Origin of the sequence: Vibrio natriegens NBRC 15636 = ATCC 14048 = DSM 759 (genome assembly GCF_035621455.1) — a bacterium.
Taxonomy (GTDB): Bacteria; Pseudomonadota; Gammaproteobacteria; order Enterobacterales; family Vibrionaceae; genus Vibrio; species Vibrio natriegens.
Map to the genome: position 1 here is coordinate 138,090 of NZ_CP141822.1, position 21,589 is coordinate 159,678.

The following is a 21,589-nucleotide window of genomic DNA, read 5'->3' on the forward strand; positions in this document are numbered from 1 at the left end:
TATCAGCGTAAGTGCAGGGAGAAATACGTGAAACATTGGTTAAGCAAAAGTGCTTGGTTATTGGCAGGGAGCCTACTCTGTGCCCCTGGTGCGATAGCAAATGAATTTAGTGCCAGCTTTAAAGGCACTGATATTCAGGAATTCATTAACATCGTTGGTCGTAATTTAGAGAAGACCATCATTGTGGATCCATCGGTACGCGGAAAAATCGACGTCCGTAGTTATGACGTGCTGAATGAAGAGCAATACTACAGCTTTTTCCTCAACGTACTTGAAGTGTACGGCTACGCAGTTGTAGAAATGGACAATGGCGTACTGAAAGTTATTAAAGCGAAAGACTCGAAGACTTCTGCAATTCCCGTTTTAGGTGATAGTAGCGCGCAAGGCGACAGCGTTATCACCCGAGTCGTAGCTGTACGTAATGTATCGGTACGTGAATTATCTCCATTGCTGCGTCAGCTTATCGACAATGCCGGTGCTGGTAACGTCGTTCACTATGATCCAGCCAACATCATTCTGATTACAGGTCGTGCGGCGGTGGTCAATCGTTTGGCAGAAATCATTAAACGTGTTGACCAGGCAGGTGACAAAGAAATTGAGCTGGTAGAACTGCGTAACGCGTCTGCAGCAGAGATGGTGCGTATTGTGGAAGCTTTAAATAAAAGCACTAACCAGAAAAGCACGCCAGAATTCTTAGAGCCTAAAATCGTGGCTGATGATCGCACCAATGCGATTCTTATCTCGGGTGACCCTAAAGTACGTGCTCGTCTTAAACGCTTAATCCGTCAGCTTGATGTAGAGATGGCAACGAAAGGCAATAACCGAGTGGTTTACCTTAAAAACGCTAAAGCGGAAGATTTAGTCGAAGTACTGAAAGGTGTCTCTGACAATCTACAAGCAGAAAAACAAGCAGGTCAAGGCCAAAGAGCAAGCGCGCAGCGTGGCGAAGTAGTTATTGCAGCTCACCCGGCAACCAATGCACTCGTATTGACTGCGCCGCCAGATATCATGATGGCTTTGCAAGATGTTATCGCCCAGCTTGATATCCGCCGAGCACAGGTATTGATTGAAGCGCTGATTGTTGAAATGTCGGAAGGTGATGGTATTAACCTTGGCGTTCAATGGGGCTCGCTAGAGACTGGCGCAGTTATTCAGTACGGTTCTGGCGCGCAAATCGGCGAAGTCATGGTCGGTCTGGAAGAAGCGAAAAACACTACGCAGACAGAAAGCTACTGGGATAGCGATTCAAGTAGCTGGCAGACCCGTGAGTACACCGAAGAAGGTGATTACTCAACATTGGCATCTGCATTAAGTGGTGTAAACGGCGCGGCTATGAGCATCGTGATGGGTGACTGGACAGCACTGATTAACGCAGTGGCAACGGATTCAAACTCTAACATCCTGTCATCTCCAAGCATTACGGTGATGGATAACGGTGAAGCGTCATTTATTGTTGGTGAAGAAGTGCCGGTTATTACTGGCTCGACTGCTGGCTCAAACAACGACAACCCATTCCAGACTGTTGACCGTAAAGAAGTGGGTATCAAACTGAAAGTGGTGCCACAAATTAACGAAGGTGATTCTGTTCAACTGAATATCGAACAAGAAGTATCGAACGTTTTAGGTGCTAATGGTGCGGTGGACGTTCGCTTTGCCAAGCGTCAGTTAAATACGTCTGTTATGGTTCAAGATGGTCAGATGCTAGTGCTGGGTGGCTTGGTTGATGAGCGAGCACTGGAAAGTGAAGCCAAAGTACCTCTATTGGGTGATATTCCCGTTTTAGGTTACTTGTTCAAATCAACCACTACAGAAACGCAAAAACGCAATCTGATGGTATTTATCAAACCAACGATTATCCGTGATGGAATGACGGCGGATGGCATCACTCAGCGTAAGTACAACTTTATTCGTGCTGAACAGCTTTACAAAGCAGAGCAAGGTTTGAAGCTGATGTCGGATGATAAGATCCCACTGATGCCTGAGTTTGGTAAGGACCGTGAGCATCCAGCTGAGATCCAAGCGTTTCTTGATCAGATGAGTATGAACTAATGGTAGATATGTTAGACACTGCGCCAAGCATGCGTCGTCTGCCATTCAGTTTTGCCAATCGCTTTAAACTGGTGCTGGAGACTGAACATCCTGAGCGCCCACCAATTCTGTTTTACGTCGAGCCGCTTAACCCAGCGGCTCTGGTTGAAGTCCGTCGCGTGATTAAGCAGAGCTTTGTGCCTCAGCCTATAGATCAGGAAACGTTCGATAAGAAGCTGACCGAAGCGTACCAGCGAGACTCTTCTGAAGCGCGTCAGCTGATGGAAGACATCGGTGCAGACAGTGACGACTTCTTCTCTCTTGCAGAAGAGTTGCCGCATGATGAAGACTTGTTAGAGTCTGAAGACGATGCGCCGATCATCAAGCTAATCAACGCGATGCTCGGTGAGGCTATCAAAGAAGGTGCCTCAGATATTCACATCGAAACGTTCGAGAAAAAACTCTCGATTCGTTTCCGCGTTGACGGTGTACTGCGTGAAGTTCTCACGCCAAGTCGCAAGCTATCACCCTTGCTGGTTTCCCGTGTCAAAGTCATGGCCAAACTGGATATTGCAGAAAAACGTGTTCCTCAGGATGGACGTATTTCCTTGCGTATCGGTGGTCGTGCTGTTGATGTGCGTGTTTCGACCATGCCGTCATCACATGGTGAGCGTGTGGTGATGCGTCTATTGGACAAAAACGCCACGCGTCTTGACCTGCACAGTTTGGGTATGACGACCTCGGTGCATGACAATTTTCGTCATCTCATCCAGCGCCCTCATGGCATTATCTTGGTTACCGGTCCGACGGGCTCTGGTAAATCGACCACTTTGTACGCTGGTTTGCAAGAAATCAACAGCAACGAACGTAACATTCTGACGGTAGAAGACCCGATCGAATTTGATATCGATGGCATTGGTCAGACACAGGTCAATACTAAAGTGGACATGACCTTTGCCCGCGGCCTACGCGCAATTTTGCGTCAGGACCCGGATGTGGTGATGGTCGGTGAGATCCGTGACTTAGAGACCGCACAAATTGCCGTGCAAGCGTCTTTAACCGGTCACTTGGTGATGTCGACGCTTCACACCAACACCGCGGTGGGTGCGATTACTCGTCTGCGTGATATGGGTATTGAACCGTTTCTGATTTCTTCTTCGCTGCTAGGCGTATTGGCTCAGCGCCTTGTACGTACGCTATGCCCGGATTGTAAACAGCCTTATGAAGCAGACAGTGAGCAGAAAAAACTGTTTGGGATGAGTGAATCTGAATCGTTGGTTCTTCATCGTGCTAAGGGTTGCGAGCTATGTAATCAGAAAGGCTACCGTGGTCGTACTGGTATTCATGAGTTAGTACTGGTTGACGAGGAAGTGCAAGAACTGATTCATAAAGAAGCCGGTGAACTGGAAATCGAGAAATCGGTACGTGCGCATACACCTTGTATCCGCAGTGATGGGCTGAGCAAAGTACGTCGTGGTATTACGTCACTTGAAGAAGTGATGCGAGTGACGAAGGAAGCGTAATGGCGGCATTTGAGTACAAAGCGCTGGATGCCAAAGGGAAACAAAAGAAAGGCACCATCGAAGGCGATAATGGACGTCAGGTACGCCAACGCCTGAAAGAGCAGGGCATGATCCCAATTGAAGTGATGGAAGCGAAAGCAAAAGCGGCCAAATCTTCAGGCTCAGTCAGTTTTAAGCGTGGTATTAAGACCGCAGAATTAGCGTTGATTACACGCCAGCTTTCCACCCTCGTTCAGTCAGGCATGCCTCTTGAAGAATGTTTGCGCGCGGTTTCTGAGCAAGCAGACAAACCTCGCATTCGCACCATGATGGCAGCGGTGCGTTCTAAAGTGACAGAAGGTTATGCTCTGGCTGATAGCCTGGCAGACTACCCTCACGTGTTTGATGAGCTGTTTCGCTCGATGGTTGCGGCGGGGGAAAAATCAGGACATTTAGATGCGGTATTGGAGCGTTTGGCGGATTACGTAGAAAATCGTCAAAAAATGCGTTCTAAATTGCTGCAAGCCATGATTTATCCCGTGGTTTTGGTCGTCTTTGCGGTTGCTATCGTCTCTTTCTTGCTGGCGACAGTCGTGCCGAAAATCATCGATCCTATTATTCAGATGGGACAAGAACTGCCTCAATCAACCCAAGTTCTTCTGGCAGCCAGTGAGTTTGTTCAGGAGTGGGGGTTGATTATCTTTGTTGTCTTAGTGGTGTTTTTCTATGGTCTAAAGCTGGCATTGCAAAAGCCGGATTTCCGCCTTGCCTGGGATAGAAAAATTCTTAACTTGCCGCTGTTAGGTAAGATTTCTAAAGGTATCAACACAGCGAGATTCGCTCGTACACTTTCGATTTGTACTTCCAGCGCCATCCCTATTCTAGATGGGATGCGTGTCGCGGTGGACGTCATGTCGAACCGCTACGTGAAGCAACAGGTGTTGGTAGCTGCGGACAATGTGCGTGAAGGGTCAAGCTTGCGTCGTGCTCTTGATCAGACTCGCCTGTTCCCGCCAATGATGTTGCACATGATCGCCAGTGGTGAGCAGAGTGGCGAGCTGGAAAGCATGCTCACTCGTGCCGCAGACAACCAAGACCAGAACTTTGAATCAACCGTTAATATCGCATTGGGTATCTTCACCCCGGTATTGATTGCCTTAATGGCTGGCCTTGTACTGTTCATAGTGATGGCGACCTTGATGCCAATGCTAGAAATGAATAACTTAATGAGCGGATAATATTCGGGTTAAGGGATGTCTACTAAGGTCGTTCCTTTGATCTAACTTTCGGAGAAAAAAATGAACTTTAAGCGCAGTAAACAACGTGGCTTCACACTGTTAGAAGTAATGGTGGTGGTTGTAATTCTAGGTATTTTAGCAAGTTTTGTTGTACCAAACCTACTTGGTAACAAAGAAAAGGCAGACCAACAAAAAGCGATCACAGATATTGTGGCATTAGAAAATGCCTTGGATATGTATAAGTTAGATAACAACGTTTACCCAACGACCGATCAAGGTTTGGATGCATTGGTAAACAAACCGTCAAACCCTGAGCCACGTAACTACCGTGATGGTGGCTACATTAAGCGTCTTCCAAATGACCCTTGGGGCTATGAATACCAATACTTGAGCCCTGGTGACAATGGCACGATTGATATCTTTACCTTGGGTGCGGATGGTCAAGAAGGTGGTGAAGGTCCAGCTGCAGATATCGGCAACTGGAATATGCAAGATTTCCAATAACCGTGATCGTTAAACCAGCGCCAAGGAAGCAAATGCGAAAACATCAAGCGTTTACATTAATAGAAATTCTATTGGTGCTGGTTTTATTATCTCTGACCGCTTTAGCGGTAGTTACGACATTGCCTACCAGTCAGAAAGACCTTTCAAAACAATACGCCCAAAGCTTTTTTCAGCGCTTACTACTACTCAATGAAGAGGCAGTATTGAGCGGCAAAGATTTTGGTGTTCGAGTTGACGACGTAAAATCGACCTATGCATTACTGAGCCTTGGCGAAGAGGGCTGGCAACCATTAGACATGCGCCAGATACCAAGTGAAACCACGCTGGATGAAGACATCACGTTGCAACTGGACTTAGGCGGTGGCGCTTGGGATGACGATGATCGCTTGTTTGAACCCGGTTCCCTGTTTGATGAAGATATGTTTGCCGAGCAGGAGAAAAAGGTAAAGAGCAAGCCGCCACAAGTGTTTGTGTTTTCCAGTGCTGAATTGACGCCGTTTACGTTGTCTTTCTTTCCTAAAAATGGCGACGCATTGAATGATGGCTGGCGTGTGGTAGGTAAAGAGTCCGGTCAGATTTTGTTATTAGCACCGGGTGAAGAAGCAGAAGAGGATGAGAATGCGCAATTTTAAGCGAACTCACCTGAGCTTAACGGGTCGCCGAACCAGAGGCATGACCTTGTTGGAAGTGCTGGTTGCTCTGGCGATTTTTGCGACAGCGGCCATTAGTGTGATTCGCTCAGTAAGCCAACACATTAATACGGTCAGCTACTTAGAAGAAAAAATGTTTGCAGCAATGGTCGTGGATAATCAAATGGCTAATGTGATGTTAGACACCGGTGAACTCAAAGCGAAAAATGGCACTGAGGATCTCGCTGGACGCACGTGGTACTGGAAAGTTTCGCCAATGGCTACCACGCAGCCATTGCTGAAAGCATTTGATGTAAGCGTCGCGACAGCAAAAGACGCAAGCCCAGTTGTGACGGTACGAAGCTATGTGGCGCAGTAGAGGGCACAACGTGGCTAAGCACCACAAGCAAAAAGGTTTTACACTTATCGAAGTGTTGGTGTCGATTGCGATCTTTGCCAGCTTAAGTGTTGCAGCCTATCAGGTGGTGTCGCAGATACAGCGCAGCAACCTGCTTTCTCAGGAACGCACGGCGCGTTTGAATGAGCTGCAGCGCACGATGGTAATGATGGACAATGACTTTCGTCAGATGGCCTTGCGTCGCACTCGTACCGATGGAGAGGAGGTGGCAAGCCAGCTCATCTTTTGGTCAGACTACTTGCTGGACTCGGATGCCAAAGGCGTGATGTTTGCTCGCTTGGGTTGGCACAATCCGCAACAGCAGTTTCCTCGCGGTGAGGTAACGAAAGTGGGTTATCGAATTAAGGGCGAGACGCTGCAGCGCATCTGGTGGCGCTATCCGGATACACCTGTTGGACAGGAAGGGATTGTGACGCCTCTACTGACGCAAGTCGAAGCATTCGACATTCGCTTTTATGATGGTAATCAGTGGAAAAGTGATTGGGACAGCAGTGACTCATTGCCTAAAGCCGTATCGGTGGTTCTGACGCTGAAGGACTATGGCAAAATCACGCGCACTTATCTTACGCCAGATGGCAAACTGGGTGAGTCAGAGGGGAGTGACAATGGCTAAAAGTCAGCGTGGTGTCGCTCTACTCATTGTCCTGATGTTGCTGGCGATAATGACGACGGTAGCAGCAAGCATGTCTGAGCGTCTATTTGCTCAGTTTCAGCGTGGTGGTAACCAAATCAATTTCCAACAGGCTTATTGGTATAGTTTAGGCGTCGAAGCTCTGGCAAAAGTGGGTATTGAACAAAGCTATGAGGATACCGACACCATTAACCTGAGCCAGCCGTGGGCGATAAAAGATCAGGTTTATCCACTTGATTACGGTCAGGCGACCGGACGGATTGTAGATAAACAAGCGTGCTTTAACCTCAACGTGTTGAGCCGTGTACAGTCAACCAGTCAGCAAACGGTCAGACCTTACTTGGTGCAGGTCCTGCAACGCTTACTGGAAGAGTCGGAAGTGGACCCTTATCAAGCTGAAGTGATTGCAGATTCGACTTGGGAGTACGTAGACAGCGACTCTGTGGTTCGTTCGACGACCGGGGTCGAAGACAGTACTTATGAAGCGATGAACCCGGCTTATTTGCCGCCGAACAGCTGGATGGCGGACAAAACGGAGTTACGTTCAGTCTATCAGGTGAGTGGCGACTTCTATCAAAAAATAGCGCCGTTAGTCTGCGCTTTACCAAGCGATGACTGGCGTCTGAATGTGAACACTATCGAAGCTGAACAAGCGCCAATTTTAGTCGCGATGTTCTCACCCGGTTTGAGCAACAGTGATGCGGTACAGCTGATAGAAAAGCGCCCATTCGATGGCTGGGACAATATTGAAGCGTTTTTAGCCGAGTCAGAATTAGCTGGCTTAAATGAAAATATCACGAAGGAAGCCAAAGCTTATTTAGGCGTCGATAGCGCTTTCTTCGAATTAGATGCACAGGTGCTGGTGGATGATTCACGCGTGCGTATCCGCAGCCTTTTGCAAAGTACAAACAGAGACACAGTGACGGTAGTACGCCGTCGTTTTGGAGGGATCAGTGAGCGAGTTTCTGACCGTTCGGCTGAGTAGCGAACAACAAAGTACCATTCCTTGGGTGGTGTGGTCGACAGAGCAGCAGGAAGTGATTGCCAGCGGCGAAATCGCCGGATGGGAACATTTGGATGAGTTAGTGTCTTACGCTAACCAGCGTCCGGTGTTTGCTTTACTGGCAAGTAACGATGTCGTGCTCACTCAAGTGGATATCCCCGCAGGCGCAGAACGTCAGTTCGACACCATGCTGCCGTACTTGGTGGAAGACGAAGTGGCACAAGATGTCGACAGTCTTCACTTCACGGTATTGAGCAAGCAATCTGGGAAAGCGCACGTGTGTGCGGTTGAGCGAGTGTGGCTCGAAACCGTATTGCAGCGCTTCTTGAGCCAGGGAATGACAATTAAACGTGTTTTGCCAGATGTTTTGGCATTACCAGTGAATGAGAACAGCAGCGCAGCACTTATGGGTGATCAGTGGCTGATTCGTCACTCACAAACCGAAGGCGCGGTGGTGGATGTTTCATGGTTAGACCTTTATCTCTCATCTTATCTACAAAACCATGAAGGTTGGAAACTAGACTGTTACAGCTCGGTTCCGGAGTCTGCCGTCAGTGAAGTATGGGTACCTCAGCCAGAAGAAATGACAATGGCGTTGTTAGCCAAAGGTGTGGCTGAAAGCAAAACCAACTTACTCACCGGAGCATTTAAGCCGAAATCGTCTTGGGGTAAATACTGGAAAATTTGGCAAAAAACCGCTATCGCTGCGGGTGTTTTGCTCGTGGTCTTGGTCGCCCAACAGTTGCTAATGGTACATAAGTATGAAGCTCAGGCTCAGACGTACCGCGAAGAAAGTGAACGCATTTTCCGCCAGGTTTTCCCGGGTAAAAATCGCATTCCGACCGTCAGTTACCTTAAACGCCAAATGACCGATGAAGAGCGTCGCTTGTCTGGTGGTTCTGGTGACGAAGCGATGTTGGTTTGGCTGGCCGCGCTTCCTTCTGCGCTGAGTCAGGTTGAGGATTTGGAAATTACCAGCTTCAAATATGATGGTCAGCGTGGAGAAGTAAGAATTCACGCTCGCAGCTCTGACTTTCAGCCTTTCGAACAAGCTCGAGTAAAACTTGCTGAAAAGTTTAATGTCGAGCAAGGCCAGCTTAATCGCAACGACAAAGTTGTGATGGGCAGTTTTGTATTGAAACGTTTGTGAGGTGATGATGAAGAATTTAATCTCTCAAGTTCAAACTTGGTGGAGCGGCATCTCACAACGTGAACAGCGTATGATGATGGGTTGTGGGGTTCTCGTAATTGTCGGTCTCGTTTACTGGGGCATATTACAGCCGATGAGTCAGCGAGCAGAATTGGCACAGTCAAGAATACAGAGTGAAAGACAGCTTCTTGCCTGGGTGCAAGAAAAAGCAGACGACATCACGGCACTGCGTAAGAGCGGTGGTGTAACCTACTCGAATCAGCCTCTTAATCAGTTGGTGTCTTCTTCAGCTCGCCGTTATAAGGTTGAGCTGATCCGTGTACAACCCCGCAACGAGAGTGTTCAGGTGTGGATCAAACCTTTAGCCTTTAACCAGTTGGTAGATTGGTTACGTTATTTGAAAGAGCAGCAAGGTATCGAGGTGGAGTTCTTAGATATTGATCGAACCGAACAGGCGGGCATGATCGAGGTGAATCGCCTGCAGTTTAAGCGAGGATAAATTGAAGCGAGTTGTACTTTATGCAGGCATCTTTATTGTCTGCTTTTCTGTGAGTTTATTAATGGGCCTGCCGGTTTCCTGGATTGTTAAACAAAGTCCAAAGGTAAGTGGGCTCGATATTCAGGGCGTTCAGGGCACCATATGGCAAGGTCAGGCGTCTAATGTTCGTTGGCAACGACAAAACCTAGGTGAAGTAAACTGGGATTTCCAATGGTCTGCTTTGTTTACTGGTAAAGCAGAATTTGCCGTACGATTTGGTCGTGGCAGCGATATGGATGTGCGAGGACGTGGCCTAGTGGGCTATGGTTTGTTTGGTGATGCCTACGCAAAAGACTTAGTCGCCTCTGTCCCGGCGATAAAAGTCGTTGAGCAGGCGCGCTTGCCAGTTCCGGTTGGTGTCGATGGACAGTTGGAGCTCAATATCCACCATGCAACGTATGCTTCTCCTTGGTGTAGTGAAGGGGATGGCACGCTGGTTTGGAGTGCGAGTGGCATACAAAGTCCATTAGGGCGCTTAGATCTCGGTCCGGTCGTAGCCAATTTGAACTGTAAAGACAGCGTGCTGACCGCATCCGGTGAACAAAATAGCCCGCAAGTCTCTGCGGCGTTTTCAGCGGAGTTAATGCCGAATCAGCGTTACTCGACGACAGCATGGTTTAAACCGGGCGCTGAATTCCCTTCTGCGATGGGAGATCAGCTGCAATGGCTCGGTAAGCCAAACGCACAAGGTCAATATGAGTTTGATTACAAAGGGCGCTTTTAAATAAAAGCCTAAAACAGACAAAGAAAAGAGCTGCCAATGTGAAGCTCTTTTTGTTTTTGGATCATGGTAGGCCAAACCCTCCAATTGCTGTACGAGAAAATGCCTCATCCAAACAAAATGAAATAACCAATTGATTTTAAAGTTATCTTTGAGTTTGTGTGCAGCTTGTAAAGCTTTTGGAACATAGTAGGCCAAATGCCCTGATCGCTGTACAGCAATAAAAAGAAAGGCCACGAATTAGATTCGTGGCCTTATAGAAGTTCGCTCTGCTGGAGGAGAGAAAGTTAATCTTTTCGCTGAAGAATATCATTCCAAGGTAATGATTCATCACCTAATACGATGAAGTTAGGGTTTTCCAACGTTTCGCGCTCATTGTAAGACAGAGGTTCCAATTGAGTGCTCAGGATACGACCTCCAGCCTCTTCAACAATGCATTGAGTTGCGGCCGTGTCCCATTCGCCAGTTGGTCCTAAGCGCAGGTAACAGTCCACCGCACCTTCAGCAACTAAACACGCTTTTAACGCAGCAGAGCCAAGTGGGATCAGTTCATAATTCCAGGCGCTGCTCATGCGGTTGGTGATGCGGTTGATGTCCTGACGACGGCTGATGGCAATCGCAATATTTTGACCGGGATGCTCATGTTTATGAGTGTGGATTCTCACGCTCTCCGACATGTCGGGAATTTTCCATGCCCCTTTCCCGCTGTAGGCATAATAAGTGACACCGGATACCGGGCCATAAACAACACCGAGCGTCGGCTTGTTATTGTCGACTAAGGCGATAATCGTCGCGAAGTCGCCACTGCGTGCAATGAATTCCTGAGTACCATCGAGAGGGTCTACCAGCCAATAGCGTTGCCATTGAGCACGTTTTGACAGGCTGATGTCTGCGTCTTCTTCAGACAATACAGGAATATCCGGAGTCAGTTCGCTCAGGCGTTCAATGATGAACTTGTGTGCAGCGATATCAGCGCTGGTCACCGGAGTTTCATCACTTTTGGTGTATTCTTCGTATTGCTTTTTTTGATAGATATCGAGGATCAATTGCCCGGCGCTGCGGGCGATCTCAATAACTTGAGGGAGCAGGTGAGATAGATCTTTTGTCATTGGCATAGGTGATTGTCCTTACTCACAACGATGAATTGGCTCTGTTGTTGTTATTGGTTACTGTTGCGAGTGGTATTGCGTAAATGTTTCAGTGCTAACATCAATGCGGTGATGCTGCGTGCTTCACAGAAATCCATGTGCGTGATGAGCTCTTCAGCCTGTGCCAGTGGCCAGCGCACAATTTCTAATGGCTCAGGTTCGTCGCCTTCTTGTTTTTCCGGATACAACGCCTGACCTAAAAACAGGGTCATTTTGCTCGAAAAGTAAGAGGGTGCGAGGATAACTTGTTTTAAAGCGGTTAATTGATTACAGCCAAAACCGATTTCTTCTTTCAGCTCGCGGTCTGCCGCCTCATGTGGCGTTTCTCCCGCATCAATTAGACCTTTGGGAAAACCCAACTCATACCGTTCTGTACCAGCCGCGTACTCGCGTACCAACAGGAGATCGCCCTGTTCGGTAACAGGAACAACCATAACGGCATCTCGGCCACTAGGTTTCATACGCTCGTAAGTGCGATGTTCGCCATTAGAAAAGCGAAGGTCGAGGGCTTCCACTGCAAACAGCTTAGACTTTGCGACCGTCTGGCAAGAGAGAATCTCTGGTGGGGTCCTTTTCGACATAGCGCTGGCTCCTTGGTGTCGTTGGGTTTTTACGAGGTGCGTAAGATTCTTAATATATGAAAAGTCTGCCTGAGTTGCTAGCTGGAATTTATCGCTCTGGCGAATGCTAGATACAAAAACGGGAGACCTGAGTCTCCCATTTTCAATGACAGTACTTACCTTAGTAGTAAGAGTGGTCACCACGATCGTGTTCTGTAGCATCGCGAACCGCAGTTAGTTCACCAGAGAACTGGTTTAGTAGTTCTTTTTCGATGCCTTCTTTCAGTGTTACGTCGACCATTGAACAGCCGTTACAGCCGCCACCAAATGCAACGATAGCAACACCTTCATCAGTGATTTCAACCAGACTTACGTGACCGCCGTGGCCAGCAAGCTGTGGGTTCACCTGAGTTTGGATAGCGTATTCAACACGCTCAACAAGCGGTGCATCATCCGACACTTTACGCATTTTAGCGTTTGGCGCTTTTAGCGTTAGTTGAGAACCCATTTTGTCTGTAACGAAGTCGATTTCAGCGTCTTCAAGGAATGGCAGGCTCAACTCATCAACGTATGCTGAAAAGCCGCTGTATGGGAGCACTGTGTCAGTTCCTTCCACCGCTTCAGGTGGGCAGTAAGACACACCACATTCAGCGTTTTGTGTACCTGGGTTTACAACGAAAATACGAATGTTAGTCCCTTCTGGCTGTTGACCGAGAAGATTAGCGAAATGCGTTTGCGCAGTTTCTGTAATAGTAATATTTGACACGACAATACCCGAGTAAATTTGTAGGTTACTGCTGCTATTCTACTCTTGTTGACGTATGGGTCTAGCTTTTTTGCTGATAAGGCATAGTGAATCGGTCTAGAGCGAAGTAGGAGCAGGTGTTCTGCAGATGCAGTAAATATCGATGCTTTCTACACCAACTTCAAGTAGTAATTGGCATAATTGTCGTACCGTACTGCCCGTTGTGACGACATCATCGACAATCGCCACGTGTTTATAAATCGGCTTTTTATTGAGGGTAAACGCACCTTGCAAGTTTTGCTCTCGTTGGGTTTTAGTATGGCCTCTCTGAGAGTTTGCGTATTGGATACGACGAAATACTTTAGGGTCAAAATGGCGATGCAGATGGGCTGCCAAGTGTCTGGCAAGTACATCACTTTGATTGAATCCACGCGATAAATAGCGTCGCCAGTGCAGTGGAACGCTGGTAATCAGTGTCGCTGGAGAAGAAATACGTGCCGCGAGCAATTGCGTTAATGCTTCTACGTGCCAACTCTCGCCATGATCTTTAAAGCGTTGAACCTCGCGTGACAGAGGAAACGCATAGTCTCCGAGAGTGATGAGTCGCTGCCAGGGCGGTGGTTCGGCCAAGCACTCGCCACACACCGTGTCGCTCCTTTCTGTTTCCTGCATAGCCAAACCACAATGTTGGCACCTTCTAATCGGATTAAGATACTGAAAACAATGGCTACACCAACGAAGAGCGTTCGGTGATTGTGCTGTTTTCAGTGGCAGCCTGCACAAACCACATTGACTACCGAGCACGCGACGCATGATGTTTTGCCAGTGATGAGATAACATACAACTTATTCAGGTAGAGGTTTTGCACAGACTAACGCCGGGATGTAAGCGTAAGGAATAAGTTAAGTGGGAGAGATTGAGAGCATGAGCACGAATTTACACTGGCAGTCGTTTGGTCAGGGACCAGATTTGGTGTTACTGCATGGCTGGGGAATGAATGGCGCGGTTTGGCAACAAACCATCGAGTCCCTTCAGTGCAGTTTTCGGGTGCACGTGGTTGATCTTCCAGGATACGGCCACAGCGCTGAACATCATGGCGAAGATTTAGCTCATATTGCTCAGATGGTGCTTGAAGACGCGCCAGAAAAAGCGGTTTGGCTGGGCTGGTCATTAGGCGGTTTGGTGGCGACTCATATTGCGCTTAACGCACCAGAGCGCGTGAATAAACTCATCACTGTGGCGAGCTCTCCTAAATTTGCGGCAGAGAAAACATGGCGTGGCATTCAGCCTAAGGTTTTGAGTGCTTTTACCGAGCAGTTGCTGGAAGATTTTTCACTCACAATCGAGCGTTTTATGGCGCTGCAAGCAATGGGCAGCCCATCAGCGCGTAAAGACGTAAAACTGCTTAAGCAAGCGGTGCTCTCTCGCCCTCAGCCGAATCCAGACTCACTGCTGGTGGGTTTAAATATCTTAGCGGACGTTGATCTGCGCGATGCGCTTACGTCGCTGACCATGCCGATGTTACGTTTGTATGGACGACTAGACGGACTGGTACCGATTAAGGTCGCCAGCGATCTCAATGAGCAGCTGCCACACACTGAGCATGGCATCTTTAGCCAGTCTTCCCATGCGCCGTTTATGACTGAACATGACGCGTTTTGTGCGCAAGTTCGAGAATTTGCTGTTCGCTAACGGTTCGCGGCGCAAAAAACTCAAGTTGTTTAAAAAGTGGTCGATAAAGGTTTGAGCTAGGCTGTATTTGCTAGCGGCATAGACGAGTGGCGACTCCGAGGAGGGTTCGCAATGATTGTGTCACCGACCAACGTAAGTGTGCCATTGATCGCCCCGTCCGTGAATGTGCAAACGGAGCAAGCGGCTCGTGATAACAAAGTCCGAGAGCCTGTGACGCCAACGACAGCATTGGTTAAAACTAGTGCAGAGCGCAAAGTAAAAGGAGATGACAAGCGGCGACGCCAGTCTGCTTGGGATCCTTCTGAGCATCCCAGTTATGAAAGGGAGCCTGAAGTTGACGCTCGTTACTCTGAAGAACCAGCCGATACGTTAGAACGGCTTTTCGGATTACTCGCACTCAAGTCGTACAGTGAAGAACAGGGGAAAGGCTATACGATACGCTTTCGCTTACCTAAACGCATTCTGGATGCTGCGATCTATCAAGGATTGATGGAAAGGCGCAGGAAAGTGATCAAGTTTCATTATGGTCATTCGGTCGCGCCTCATACGCCGTCAGACGTGATAGCAGTATTGTAATAACTCAACACTCTACTCAAATAAAAACGCTCCAGTCAGAGCTAACTGACTGGAGCGTTTTCTTTTTTGTTTTTAACGGAATTTACTTTTTCGCCTTGGCAAAAGCTGCGGCAAAAGCGCCACCCATTGCGTTATTTCCTAATGCATTATTTGATGAGGAATTATCACGACGTGGTTGACGACGTTGCTGATCATTTCGACGTGGCGCATCAGAACGCTGGCTGCGATTGTCTTGGCCCGGTTCATCGTTCAGACGCATCGACAGAGCGATACGTTTACGCTGAACATCCACTTCCATCACTTTGACTTTGACGATGTCACCCGCTTTGACCACTTCACGCGGGTCAGAGACAAAGCGATCCGTCAGTGCTGAGATGTGTACGAGACCATCTTGATGGACACCGATATCAACGAATGCACCAAAGTTTGCGACGTTCGATACCACACCTTCCAGAATCATGCCGGGTTCAAGGTCTGCCACGGTATTTACGCCGTCAGCAAAGGTTGCGGTTTTAAACTCAGGACGAGGGTCTCGGCCCGGTTTATCCAGCTCTTTGATGATGTCAGTCACTGTTGGAACACCAAAGTTGTCGTCAGTGTAATCCACAGCATGCAAGCTTTTCAGGAAAGTGGTATCGCCGATGAGTGCTTTAACGTCTTTGCTGTTTTTCGCTGCGATACTTTTGACCACTGGGTAGGCTTCCGGGTGAACCGAAGAGGCGTCCAGCGGGTTTTTTCCATCCATGATCCGCAGGAAACCGGCACACTGTTCAAAGGCTTTTGGCCCTAAGCGAGGCACTTTTTTCAGTGTCGTACGCGCATCAAAGCGGCCGTTTTCATCACGGAAGTCAACGATGTTTTGCGCGATGGTACTGGAGAGGCCAGCCACGCGAGTCAGCAGTGCGGCAGATGCAGTGTTAACGTCCACACCTACGGCGTTTACACAGTCTTCTACCACTGCGTCTAGACGTTTTGCCAGCATCGATTGGCTGACATCATGCTGGTATTGACCCACACCGATCGATTTAGGATCGATTTTCACCAGCTCCGCCAGAGGATCTTGCAAACGACGGGCAATAGAAACAGCGCCACGCAGCGAAACGTCCATATTCGGGAACTCTTTCGCTGCCAGCTCTGATGCTGAGTAAACCGAAGCTCCGGCTTCACTGACCATGATTTTTTGTACTTTCAGGTTGCCGCGCTTAATGACGTCAGCAACAAAACTGTCTGTCTCACGAGAAGCCGTACCGTTACCAATGGCGATCAAGTCAACGTTAAACTTGCGTACCAGTTGGTCCACAATCTGAGCCGATTTATCGTATTGTTTTTGCGGCGGGTGAGGGTAGATGGTCTCGGTCGTCAGTACTTTACCTGTGGAGTCGACTACTGCGATTTTTGAACCAGTACGCAGACCAGGATCGAGGCCCAGCGTGGCACGAGGGCCAGCTGGAGCCGCCATCAACAAATCTTTCAGGTTGGTGGCGAACACATCAATCGCTTCGATTTCTGCGCGCTCTTTCATCGCACCCATTAGCTCGGTTTCCATGTGCATTGACACTTTGATGCGCCATGCCCAGCTGATTACCTGTTTACGCCACGTATCTGCGGGTGCATTGCTAAGTGTCACGCCATAATGGTCTGCAATGATGGTTTCACAGTAAGACTGACGAACGCCTTCTTCCTGTTCTGGGTCGGCATTCATCGCCAAGGTTAGGAAACCCTCGTTACGGCCACGGAGCATCGCAAGGGCACGGTGAGATGGCACTTTGCTGAGTGGCTCATTGTGGCTGAAGTAATCTTTAAATTTCTCGCCTTCGTTCTCTTTGCCTTCGACAACACGGGCAACGAACTCTGCATTGCGGTTCAGATGCGTACGAATCTTTTCTAGTAAGTTGGCGTCTTCGGCGATGCGCTCCATGATGATGGCACGCGCGCCATCCAGTGCCGCTTTGGTATCCGCGATACCTTTGTCTGCGTCAAGGTACTTACTTGCTTCGCTTTCTGGTTCAGTTTGCGGATGATTCCACAGGGCGTCAGCGAGTGGCTCTAAACCTGCTTCAATTGCGATTTGGCCTTTAGTACGACGCTTTGGTTTGTAAGGCAGGTAAAGATCTTCCAGACGAGTTTTACTGTCTGCCTGAGTGATTTCTGTTTCCAGTTCAGGCGTCAGCTTACCTTGCTCCTGAATAGACTTCAGAATGGTTTGACGACGGTCGTCCAGTTCACGAAGGTAAGACAGGCGACTGTCCAGCGTACGCAGTTGGGTGTCATCAAGGCCACCCGTCACCTCTTTACGGTAACGTGCGATAAAAGGAACGGTGTTACCGTCATCAATCAGGGTGACAGCAGCGTTGACTTGCTCTGGGCGAACATTCAGCTCTTGAGCAATCATGCGACAGATAGCTTGGCTCATCCGTGTATTCTCTTTTTATTCAGTTGAGTTTCGTTAGGTATAAACATTGGGGTCATTCGATGAATTTGCAATGTTTTCCGCGAGCAGTGCAAAAATTTACCGGGCGCTGGTGGACATCAGTCAGGTTTGTGTCAAAACTTTAATTAAATTGAGAACTTATATCCTCGATTATCAACTAAAGTACATACCTTAGCTCATAGGGATAATCATGATGAAAAAAATGTCTTTGGCTTTGGCGCTTACCAGTGCCTTACTTGTTGCGCCATTTAGCTGGGCGCAATCTCTTTCCGCAACCACTCAAGATCCAATTTACCAACTCGATGACAAACTGGTGTTAGGCCGGGTTGAAAATGTCTATTACAGCGAGATTCCAGAGCTAAGTGACGTGCCGTTCATGGGTAAGATTGATACAGGTGCCGATACCACCTCGATGCATGCCGAGAATATTCACGTCACCAGCTCGAACCCAGAGTTCTCTAACCTGAAAGATAACGAGTTACTTTGGGCGATCATCGATGATTTGGGTGGTACAAAAGCCAAGTGGGATGATGGGACTTTCGAGCCGTATCAAGTCAAAGTGAGCTTTACCATTCAGCACCCTTACACGGGCAAACAGATCACAGTCACCGATGATCTGGAACGTATCAGTGCGATTCGCAGCCGTACCAGTACAAAACCGATATTGCGTCCAAACGTAAAAATGCCGATGACGATAGCGGGTCATACCGTTGATACCGTTGTGAACTTAACCGCACGTAAGCAGTTTTCTGCACCAATTCTGATTGGAAAAACCTATCTGAAAGATAACGCGTGGGTGTTTGCCGGATATGACTACCTGCAGCAGCAGCCCAAGGCCAAAATGATTGGTAAGCAAGAGCTTGTCTCTGTAGAAGGCGTTCCTTACAAGGTGAGTATTTCGACCAGCAGTCGCTACACCAATGCGCATGCTCTGGACATCAAAGTAGATAAGAAGGCCAAGCAAGTGTCCTTCACCTTAGAGGGCGAAAACGGTAAGCGACACCCGATGACACTGCCGCTGATTCGTATGCTTAAAACGACGAAAGGTGAGCGACCACTGGTATATTTACCTGTGAAAGTGTCGGAAAGCGAAACTCAGCACTGGTTGGTGTATTTGCGTGATCGCAGCAATTTTAGCTCACAGCTGCGCTTAGGCAATGATGTGGTTAGCCAGCACTTTGTGGTCGATACCGATAAAGAAAACCTGCTTGGTGGTGTTGAAAAGACCTTTAAGAGTGCTCTGAAAGCCAAACCTCTGGTGATTTCTCCTGAGGAGACTCTCAATATTGATGGCTACTCCGTACCAGCCTACCCAACGTTTACTGTCAAAACTCCGCTTCTTCGCGTGCATGGCTTTGAGCTCAGCGAAAAAGGCAAAGATGAAGTGGCGACCTATTACTTAACCAATGAACAGGGCAAAGAGGAAAAAATCACCAAACCCGTTGTGAAAAAGCTAAGAGTGGGCGATATGGTGCGCCCCGTGGTTGAAGGGGATTTTGTGATTGGGAACACAGAGAAGAGCATCGAATTTGCCATTGATGTGTTGGAGAACGAAGAAACTCAACCGTTTTTCGTGTTTGGCCATGATATGGCAAAAGGTGGTGTGCTGCTGAATACGCGTGCGGATCACCTCTTGGATGCCAAACCGTTATTCCGGGCTGGTCATATTGAAGTGGCTGAAGTGGAAGGCATGTTGTTCCCGGTGAAACTGGATACGGGGGCTGACGTCAGCTCAATCAGCGCTACTGATATCAAGCAATTTCAGAAAGACGGCAAAGACATGGTGAGCTTCACTTATGAAAACGATTATGGCGTGAAAAAACAGCTGACTCGTGAAGTGGTCAATGTGATGCACATTACCGCGAAGAAGGGCGAGAAAACCAACGTCAGGCCGGTGGTTAAAATGCACGTGAAACTGGGCGATCTGGAGAAGAAAATAGAGGTCAACCTTCAGGACAGAGAGCGTTTTAAGTACAGCATGATTTTGGGTAAAAACTTTTTGAAGCATGGTGTGGTGGTGTCGAGTGATACCAATTACATCGTGACGAAAAAATCGGATGTCAAAAAGTAAAAACTCAGTCAATTTGTAGGCTGAACGCCAACTTCGCCCCGTGTTTTACGTACTGTGATTGGTATAATCTCAGAATTAGAGCCGGGGCATAAACCAAACGAAAATCACCCGTCTCCCAAGGAGAAAAATTGAAAACTAAGCTGATTACGCGTGAAGGCTATAACAAACTCAAACAAGAGCACGATTACCTCTGGAACGAAAAGCGACCTGAGATCACCAAGATAGTCACCTGGGCCGCCAGTCTGGGCGATCGCTCTGAAAATGCAGATTACACCTTCAATAAACGATTATTGCGTCAAATCGATCGTCGCGTTCGTTTTCTCAGAAAGTTTTTACCTGAAGTGACCATCGTGGATTACTCACCTCAGCAAGAAGGTAAGGTCTTCTTCGGAGCTTGGGTCGAGATCGAAAATGAAGCGGGTGACGTGAAGAAGTTTCGTATTGTCGGGCCGGAAGAGATCTATGGCGATGCGAAAGGCTATATCTCTATCGACTCACCCATGGCACGCGCGATGCTTAAAAAACAAGTCGATGAAGAGTTTACGGTTAGGACGCCCGATGGCGATAAAGAATGGTTCATTAACTCGATTGAGTACAACCTATCCAGCCCAGATGCGACAAACCCTAGCTAGGGTGACTGGTCGGTGAGTGAATGTTCCGACCATGTTTAACCGACATCCTCTTCATCCTGAGAAGAAAAGGCATTGAGCGCTTTTATAGGAGCACATAAATGATGAGAGCAGTGATTAGTGGCACCGTATTAACCGTAGGATGTTCATTTTCTGCGTTTTCCCAAGAAGAACTAAAAGGGTGTGATGCAAAAGAGTTTGCTGTCGAGCAGCAGCTTGAATACGCCAAAGTGCAAGGTAAAGAGCAGCATATTGAAGGGCTCGAACGTGCGTTAGCTTCGGTACAAAGTGAGTGTATTCGAGAGGAGCAACGCCAGAAATTACATGCAGAAATTGAAAAAAGTACTCAAAAGGAAAAGTTGCAAGCCAGCAGCGAAACAGAGTGGGAACTGAGCCAGTAACCTCCGGTTGATAGGCGATATTTTTGCTAATCTGAGCAATCACTTCGCTCAATATTAGCGCTGTATCTTCGAAATAATGTGTCAAAAGAGCGGCTAAGATAAAAAGAGTAACAATTTGCACAAGCACGTTTGAAAAAACAGTGATACATTTTCGACAATACATGCTTCTGAAAGGATGTTTCAATGCAGGAAAATCATAAAATTTTAGTGGTTGATGACGATGCTCGTTTACGTGCTCTATTGGAGCGTTACCTTTCTGAGCAAGGTTTTCAGGTTCGTAGCGTTGCCAATGGCGAACAAATGGATCGCTTACTGACGCGTGAAAACTTTCACTTAATGGTGCTCGATTTGATGTTGCCAGGTGAAGACGGTTTATCTATCTGTCGCCGCTTACGTAACGCGAACAACATGTTACCTATCCTGATGCTGACCGCAAAAGGGGACGAAGTTGATCGTATTGTTGGCTTAGAAGTCGGGGCAGACGATTACCTGCCAAAACCGTTTAACCCGCGTGAGTTGTTGGCTCGCATTAAAGCGGTATTACGCCGTCAAACCATCGAACTGCCGGGCGCACCAAGCACGGAAGAAAAAGTGGTGGAATTTGGCGAGTTCCGTTTAAACCTTGGAACGCGTGAAATGTTCCGTGGCGAAGAATCGATGCCGTTAACATCTGGTGAGTTTGCCGTACTAAAAGCCTTAGTCACCAACGCACGTGAGCCAATGTCGCGAGACAAACTGATGAATATGGCCCGTGGCCGTGAATATTCGGCAATGGAACGTTCTATTGACGTACAAATTTCTCGTCTTCGTCGCATGTTGGAAGATGACCCGAGCAAACCACGTTACATTCAGACGGTATGGGGCTTGGGCTACGTATTTGTCCCAGACGGCAAAGAAGTCTAATTCGCGTAACTGCACTCCGATATTTGTCTGTACATTCCGTCCTCTTGCATCTCCTGTATGAGGGCGGAAAA

At 48.0% G+C, this 21,589-nt stretch carries 22 protein-coding genes; 17 read left to right on the top strand and 5 right to left on the bottom strand.

Annotated features, from left to right (window positions below; all coding sequences use genetic code 11):
- Window positions 1-27 precede the first annotated feature (27 nt).
- From gspD to VER99_RS00675, 11 genes are read left to right on the top strand one after another with little or no spacing between them, the layout of a single operon-like run.
- Window positions 28-2,049 (top strand): type II secretion system secretin GspD, encoded by a 2,022-nt coding sequence (gene gspD, locus VER99_RS00625; protein ID WP_014230533.1) that lies wholly within the window; start codon window positions 28-30, stop codon window positions 2,047-2,049.
- Window positions 2,049-3,551: a type II secretion system ATPase GspE gene (gene gspE / locus VER99_RS00630; protein WP_014230534.1), complete on the top strand. Its 1,503-nt coding sequence runs from the start codon at window positions 2,049-2,051 to the stop codon at window positions 3,549-3,551. Before gspD ends, gspE begins: the two co-directional genes overlap by 1 nt.
- Window positions 3,551-4,768: a type II secretion system inner membrane protein GspF gene (gene gspF / locus VER99_RS00635; RefSeq protein ID WP_020335686.1), complete on the top strand. Its 1,218-nt coding sequence runs from the start codon at window positions 3,551-3,553 to the stop codon at window positions 4,766-4,768. The genes gspE and gspF overlap by 1 nt, the downstream gene beginning before the upstream one ends.
- A 60-nt stretch (window positions 4,769-4,828) precedes the next feature.
- A complete protein-coding gene (gene gspG / locus VER99_RS00640) occupies window positions 4,829-5,272 on the top strand; it encodes a type II secretion system major pseudopilin GspG (RefSeq protein WP_014230536.1) in 444 nt (147 codons plus the stop codon).
- 32 nt (window positions 5,273-5,304) lie between these two features.
- Window positions 5,305-5,904: a prepilin-type N-terminal cleavage/methylation domain-containing protein gene (locus tag VER99_RS00645; RefSeq protein ID WP_014230537.1), complete on the top strand. Its 600-nt coding sequence runs from the start codon at window positions 5,305-5,307 to the stop codon at window positions 5,902-5,904.
- Window positions 5,891-6,280 (top strand): type II secretion system minor pseudopilin GspI, encoded by a 390-nt coding sequence (gspI, locus tag VER99_RS00650; protein ID WP_020335687.1) that lies wholly within the window; start codon window positions 5,891-5,893, stop codon window positions 6,278-6,280. Before VER99_RS00645 ends, gspI begins: the two co-directional genes overlap by 14 nt.
- Window positions 6,267-6,932: a type II secretion system minor pseudopilin GspJ gene (gene gspJ / locus VER99_RS00655; protein ID WP_020335689.1), complete on the top strand. Its 666-nt coding sequence runs from the start codon at window positions 6,267-6,269 to the stop codon at window positions 6,930-6,932. The genes gspI and gspJ overlap by 14 nt, the downstream gene beginning before the upstream one ends.
- Window positions 6,925-7,935, top strand: a complete 1,011-nt coding sequence (gene gspK / locus VER99_RS00660; protein ID WP_020335691.1) for a type II secretion system minor pseudopilin GspK — start codon at window positions 6,925-6,927, stop codon at window positions 7,933-7,935. The genes gspJ and gspK overlap by 8 nt, the downstream gene beginning before the upstream one ends.
- Entirely contained in the window at window positions 7,904-9,103 is a 1,200-nt protein-coding gene (gene gspL / locus VER99_RS00665; protein ID WP_020335693.1) for a type II secretion system protein GspL, read from the top strand. The genes gspK and gspL overlap by 32 nt, the downstream gene beginning before the upstream one ends.
- Before the next feature lie 7 nt (window positions 9,104-9,110).
- Complete coding sequence (locus VER99_RS00670) at window positions 9,111-9,602, top strand: type II secretion system protein M (RefSeq protein ID WP_020335694.1); 492 nt, start codon at window positions 9,111-9,113, stop codon at window positions 9,600-9,602.
- Between the two features lies 1 nt (window position 9,603).
- Window positions 9,604-10,365: a type II secretion system protein N gene (locus VER99_RS00675; RefSeq protein WP_024372765.1), complete on the top strand. Its 762-nt coding sequence runs from the start codon at window positions 9,604-9,606 to the stop codon at window positions 10,363-10,365.
- A 284-nt stretch (window positions 10,366-10,649) separates the two neighbouring features.
- Here VER99_RS00675 and cysQ read toward each other — a convergent pair whose 3' ends face one another.
- The 4 genes from cysQ to VER99_RS00695 form a co-directional block, all read right to left on the bottom strand.
- Complete coding sequence (cysQ, locus tag VER99_RS00680; protein WP_020335696.1) at window positions 10,650-11,477, bottom strand: 3'(2'),5'-bisphosphate nucleotidase CysQ; 828 nt, start codon at window positions 11,475-11,477, stop codon at window positions 10,650-10,652.
- A 44-nt stretch (window positions 11,478-11,521) separates the two neighbouring features.
- Window positions 11,522-12,091, bottom strand: a complete 570-nt coding sequence (gene nudE, locus VER99_RS00685; protein ID WP_020335697.1) for an ADP compounds hydrolase NudE — start codon at window positions 12,089-12,091, stop codon at window positions 11,522-11,524.
- A 160-nt stretch (window positions 12,092-12,251) separates the two neighbouring features.
- Window positions 12,252-12,836: a Fe-S biogenesis protein NfuA gene (gene nfuA / locus VER99_RS00690; protein ID WP_014230546.1), complete on the bottom strand. Its 585-nt coding sequence runs from the start codon at window positions 12,834-12,836 to the stop codon at window positions 12,252-12,254.
- Window positions 12,837-12,932: 96 nt separating this feature from the next.
- Window positions 12,933-13,655, bottom strand: coding sequence for a ComF family protein (locus VER99_RS00695; protein ID WP_024372766.1), 723 nt, complete (start codon window positions 13,653-13,655; stop codon window positions 12,933-12,935).
- 84 nt (window positions 13,656-13,739) lie between these two features.
- Here VER99_RS00695 and bioH point away from each other — a divergent pair, with 84 nt between their 5' ends.
- Both bioH and VER99_RS00705 read left to right on the top strand, forming a co-directional pair.
- Window positions 13,740-14,507 (top strand): pimeloyl-ACP methyl ester esterase BioH, encoded by a 768-nt coding sequence (gene bioH, locus VER99_RS00700; RefSeq protein ID WP_024372767.1) that lies wholly within the window; start codon window positions 13,740-13,742, stop codon window positions 14,505-14,507.
- Window positions 14,508-14,618: 111 nt separating this feature from the next.
- Entirely contained in the window at window positions 14,619-15,083 is a 465-nt protein-coding gene (locus VER99_RS00705) for a hypothetical protein (protein ID WP_020335700.1), read from the top strand.
- Window positions 15,084-15,165: 82 nt separating this feature from the next.
- Here the strand turns inward: VER99_RS00705 and VER99_RS00710 are convergent, their stop codons facing one another.
- Window positions 15,166-17,496: a Tex family protein gene (locus VER99_RS00710; protein WP_020335701.1), complete on the bottom strand. Its 2,331-nt coding sequence runs from the start codon at window positions 17,494-17,496 to the stop codon at window positions 15,166-15,168.
- 208 nt (window positions 17,497-17,704) lie between these two features.
- On the opposite strand from VER99_RS00710, the gene VER99_RS00715 reads away from it, so the two are divergent.
- The 4 genes from VER99_RS00715 (at window position 17,705) to ompR (ending at window position 21,518) form a co-directional block, all read left to right on the top strand.
- Window positions 17,705-19,585 (top strand): putative ATP-dependent zinc protease, encoded by a 1,881-nt coding sequence (locus VER99_RS00715; RefSeq protein WP_024372768.1) that lies wholly within the window; start codon window positions 17,705-17,707, stop codon window positions 19,583-19,585.
- Between the two features lie 128 nt (window positions 19,586-19,713).
- Window positions 19,714-20,217, top strand: a complete 504-nt coding sequence (greB, locus tag VER99_RS00720) for a transcription elongation factor GreB (protein ID WP_014230552.1) — start codon at window positions 19,714-19,716, stop codon at window positions 20,215-20,217.
- A gap of 98 nt (window positions 20,218-20,315) precedes the next feature.
- Entirely contained in the window at window positions 20,316-20,615 is a 300-nt protein-coding gene (locus VER99_RS00725) for a DUF1090 family protein (protein WP_014230553.1), read from the top strand.
- A gap of 183 nt (window positions 20,616-20,798) precedes the next feature.
- Window positions 20,799-21,518 (top strand): osmolarity response regulator transcription factor OmpR, encoded by a 720-nt coding sequence (gene ompR, locus VER99_RS00730; RefSeq protein ID WP_014230554.1) that lies wholly within the window; start codon window positions 20,799-20,801, stop codon window positions 21,516-21,518.
- The last annotated feature ends 71 nt before the right edge of the window (window positions 21,519-21,589 follow it).

Bases quoted from the DNA above. Each gene is read 5' to 3' on its own strand.
- gspE (WP_014230534.1), top strand. From the start codon at position 2,049: ATGGTAGATATGTTAGACACTGCGCCAAGCATGCGTCGTCTGCCATTC.
- gspF (WP_020335686.1), top strand. From the start codon at position 3,551: ATGGCGGCATTTGAGTACAAAGCGCTGGATGCCAAAGGGAAACAAAAG.
- gspG (WP_014230536.1), top strand. From the start codon at position 4,829: ATGAACTTTAAGCGCAGTAAACAACGTGGCTTCACACTGTTAGAAGTA.
- VER99_RS00645 (WP_014230537.1), top strand. From the start codon at position 5,305: ATGCGAAAACATCAAGCGTTTACATTAATAGAAATTCTATTGGTGCTG.
- gspI (WP_020335687.1), top strand. From the start codon at position 5,891: ATGCGCAATTTTAAGCGAACTCACCTGAGCTTAACGGGTCGCCGAACC.
- gspJ (WP_020335689.1), top strand. From the start codon at position 6,267: ATGTGGCGCAGTAGAGGGCACAACGTGGCTAAGCACCACAAGCAAAAA.
- gspK (WP_020335691.1), top strand. From the start codon at position 6,925: ATGGCTAAAAGTCAGCGTGGTGTCGCTCTACTCATTGTCCTGATGTTG.
- VER99_RS00670 (WP_020335694.1), top strand. From the start codon at position 9,111: ATGAAGAATTTAATCTCTCAAGTTCAAACTTGGTGGAGCGGCATCTCA.
- cysQ (WP_020335696.1), bottom strand. From the start codon at position 11,477: ATGCCAATGACAAAAGATCTATCTCACCTGCTCCCTCAAGTTATTGAG.
- nudE (WP_020335697.1), bottom strand. From the start codon at position 12,091: ATGTCGAAAAGGACCCCACCAGAGATTCTCTCTTGCCAGACGGTCGCA.
- VER99_RS00695 (WP_024372766.1), bottom strand. From the start codon at position 13,655: ATGTTATCTCATCACTGGCAAAACATCATGCGTCGCGTGCTCGGTAGT.
- bioH (WP_024372767.1), top strand. From the start codon at position 13,740: ATGAGCACGAATTTACACTGGCAGTCGTTTGGTCAGGGACCAGATTTG.
- VER99_RS00705 (WP_020335700.1), top strand. From the start codon at position 14,619: ATGATTGTGTCACCGACCAACGTAAGTGTGCCATTGATCGCCCCGTCC.
- VER99_RS00710 (WP_020335701.1), bottom strand. From the start codon at position 17,496: ATGAGCCAAGCTATCTGTCGCATGATTGCTCAAGAGCTGAATGTTCGC.
- VER99_RS00715 (WP_024372768.1), top strand. From the start codon at position 17,705: ATGATGAAAAAAATGTCTTTGGCTTTGGCGCTTACCAGTGCCTTACTT.
- VER99_RS00725 (WP_014230553.1), top strand. From the start codon at position 20,316: ATGATGAGAGCAGTGATTAGTGGCACCGTATTAACCGTAGGATGTTCA.
- ompR (WP_014230554.1), top strand. From the start codon at position 20,799: ATGCAGGAAAATCATAAAATTTTAGTGGTTGATGACGATGCTCGTTTA.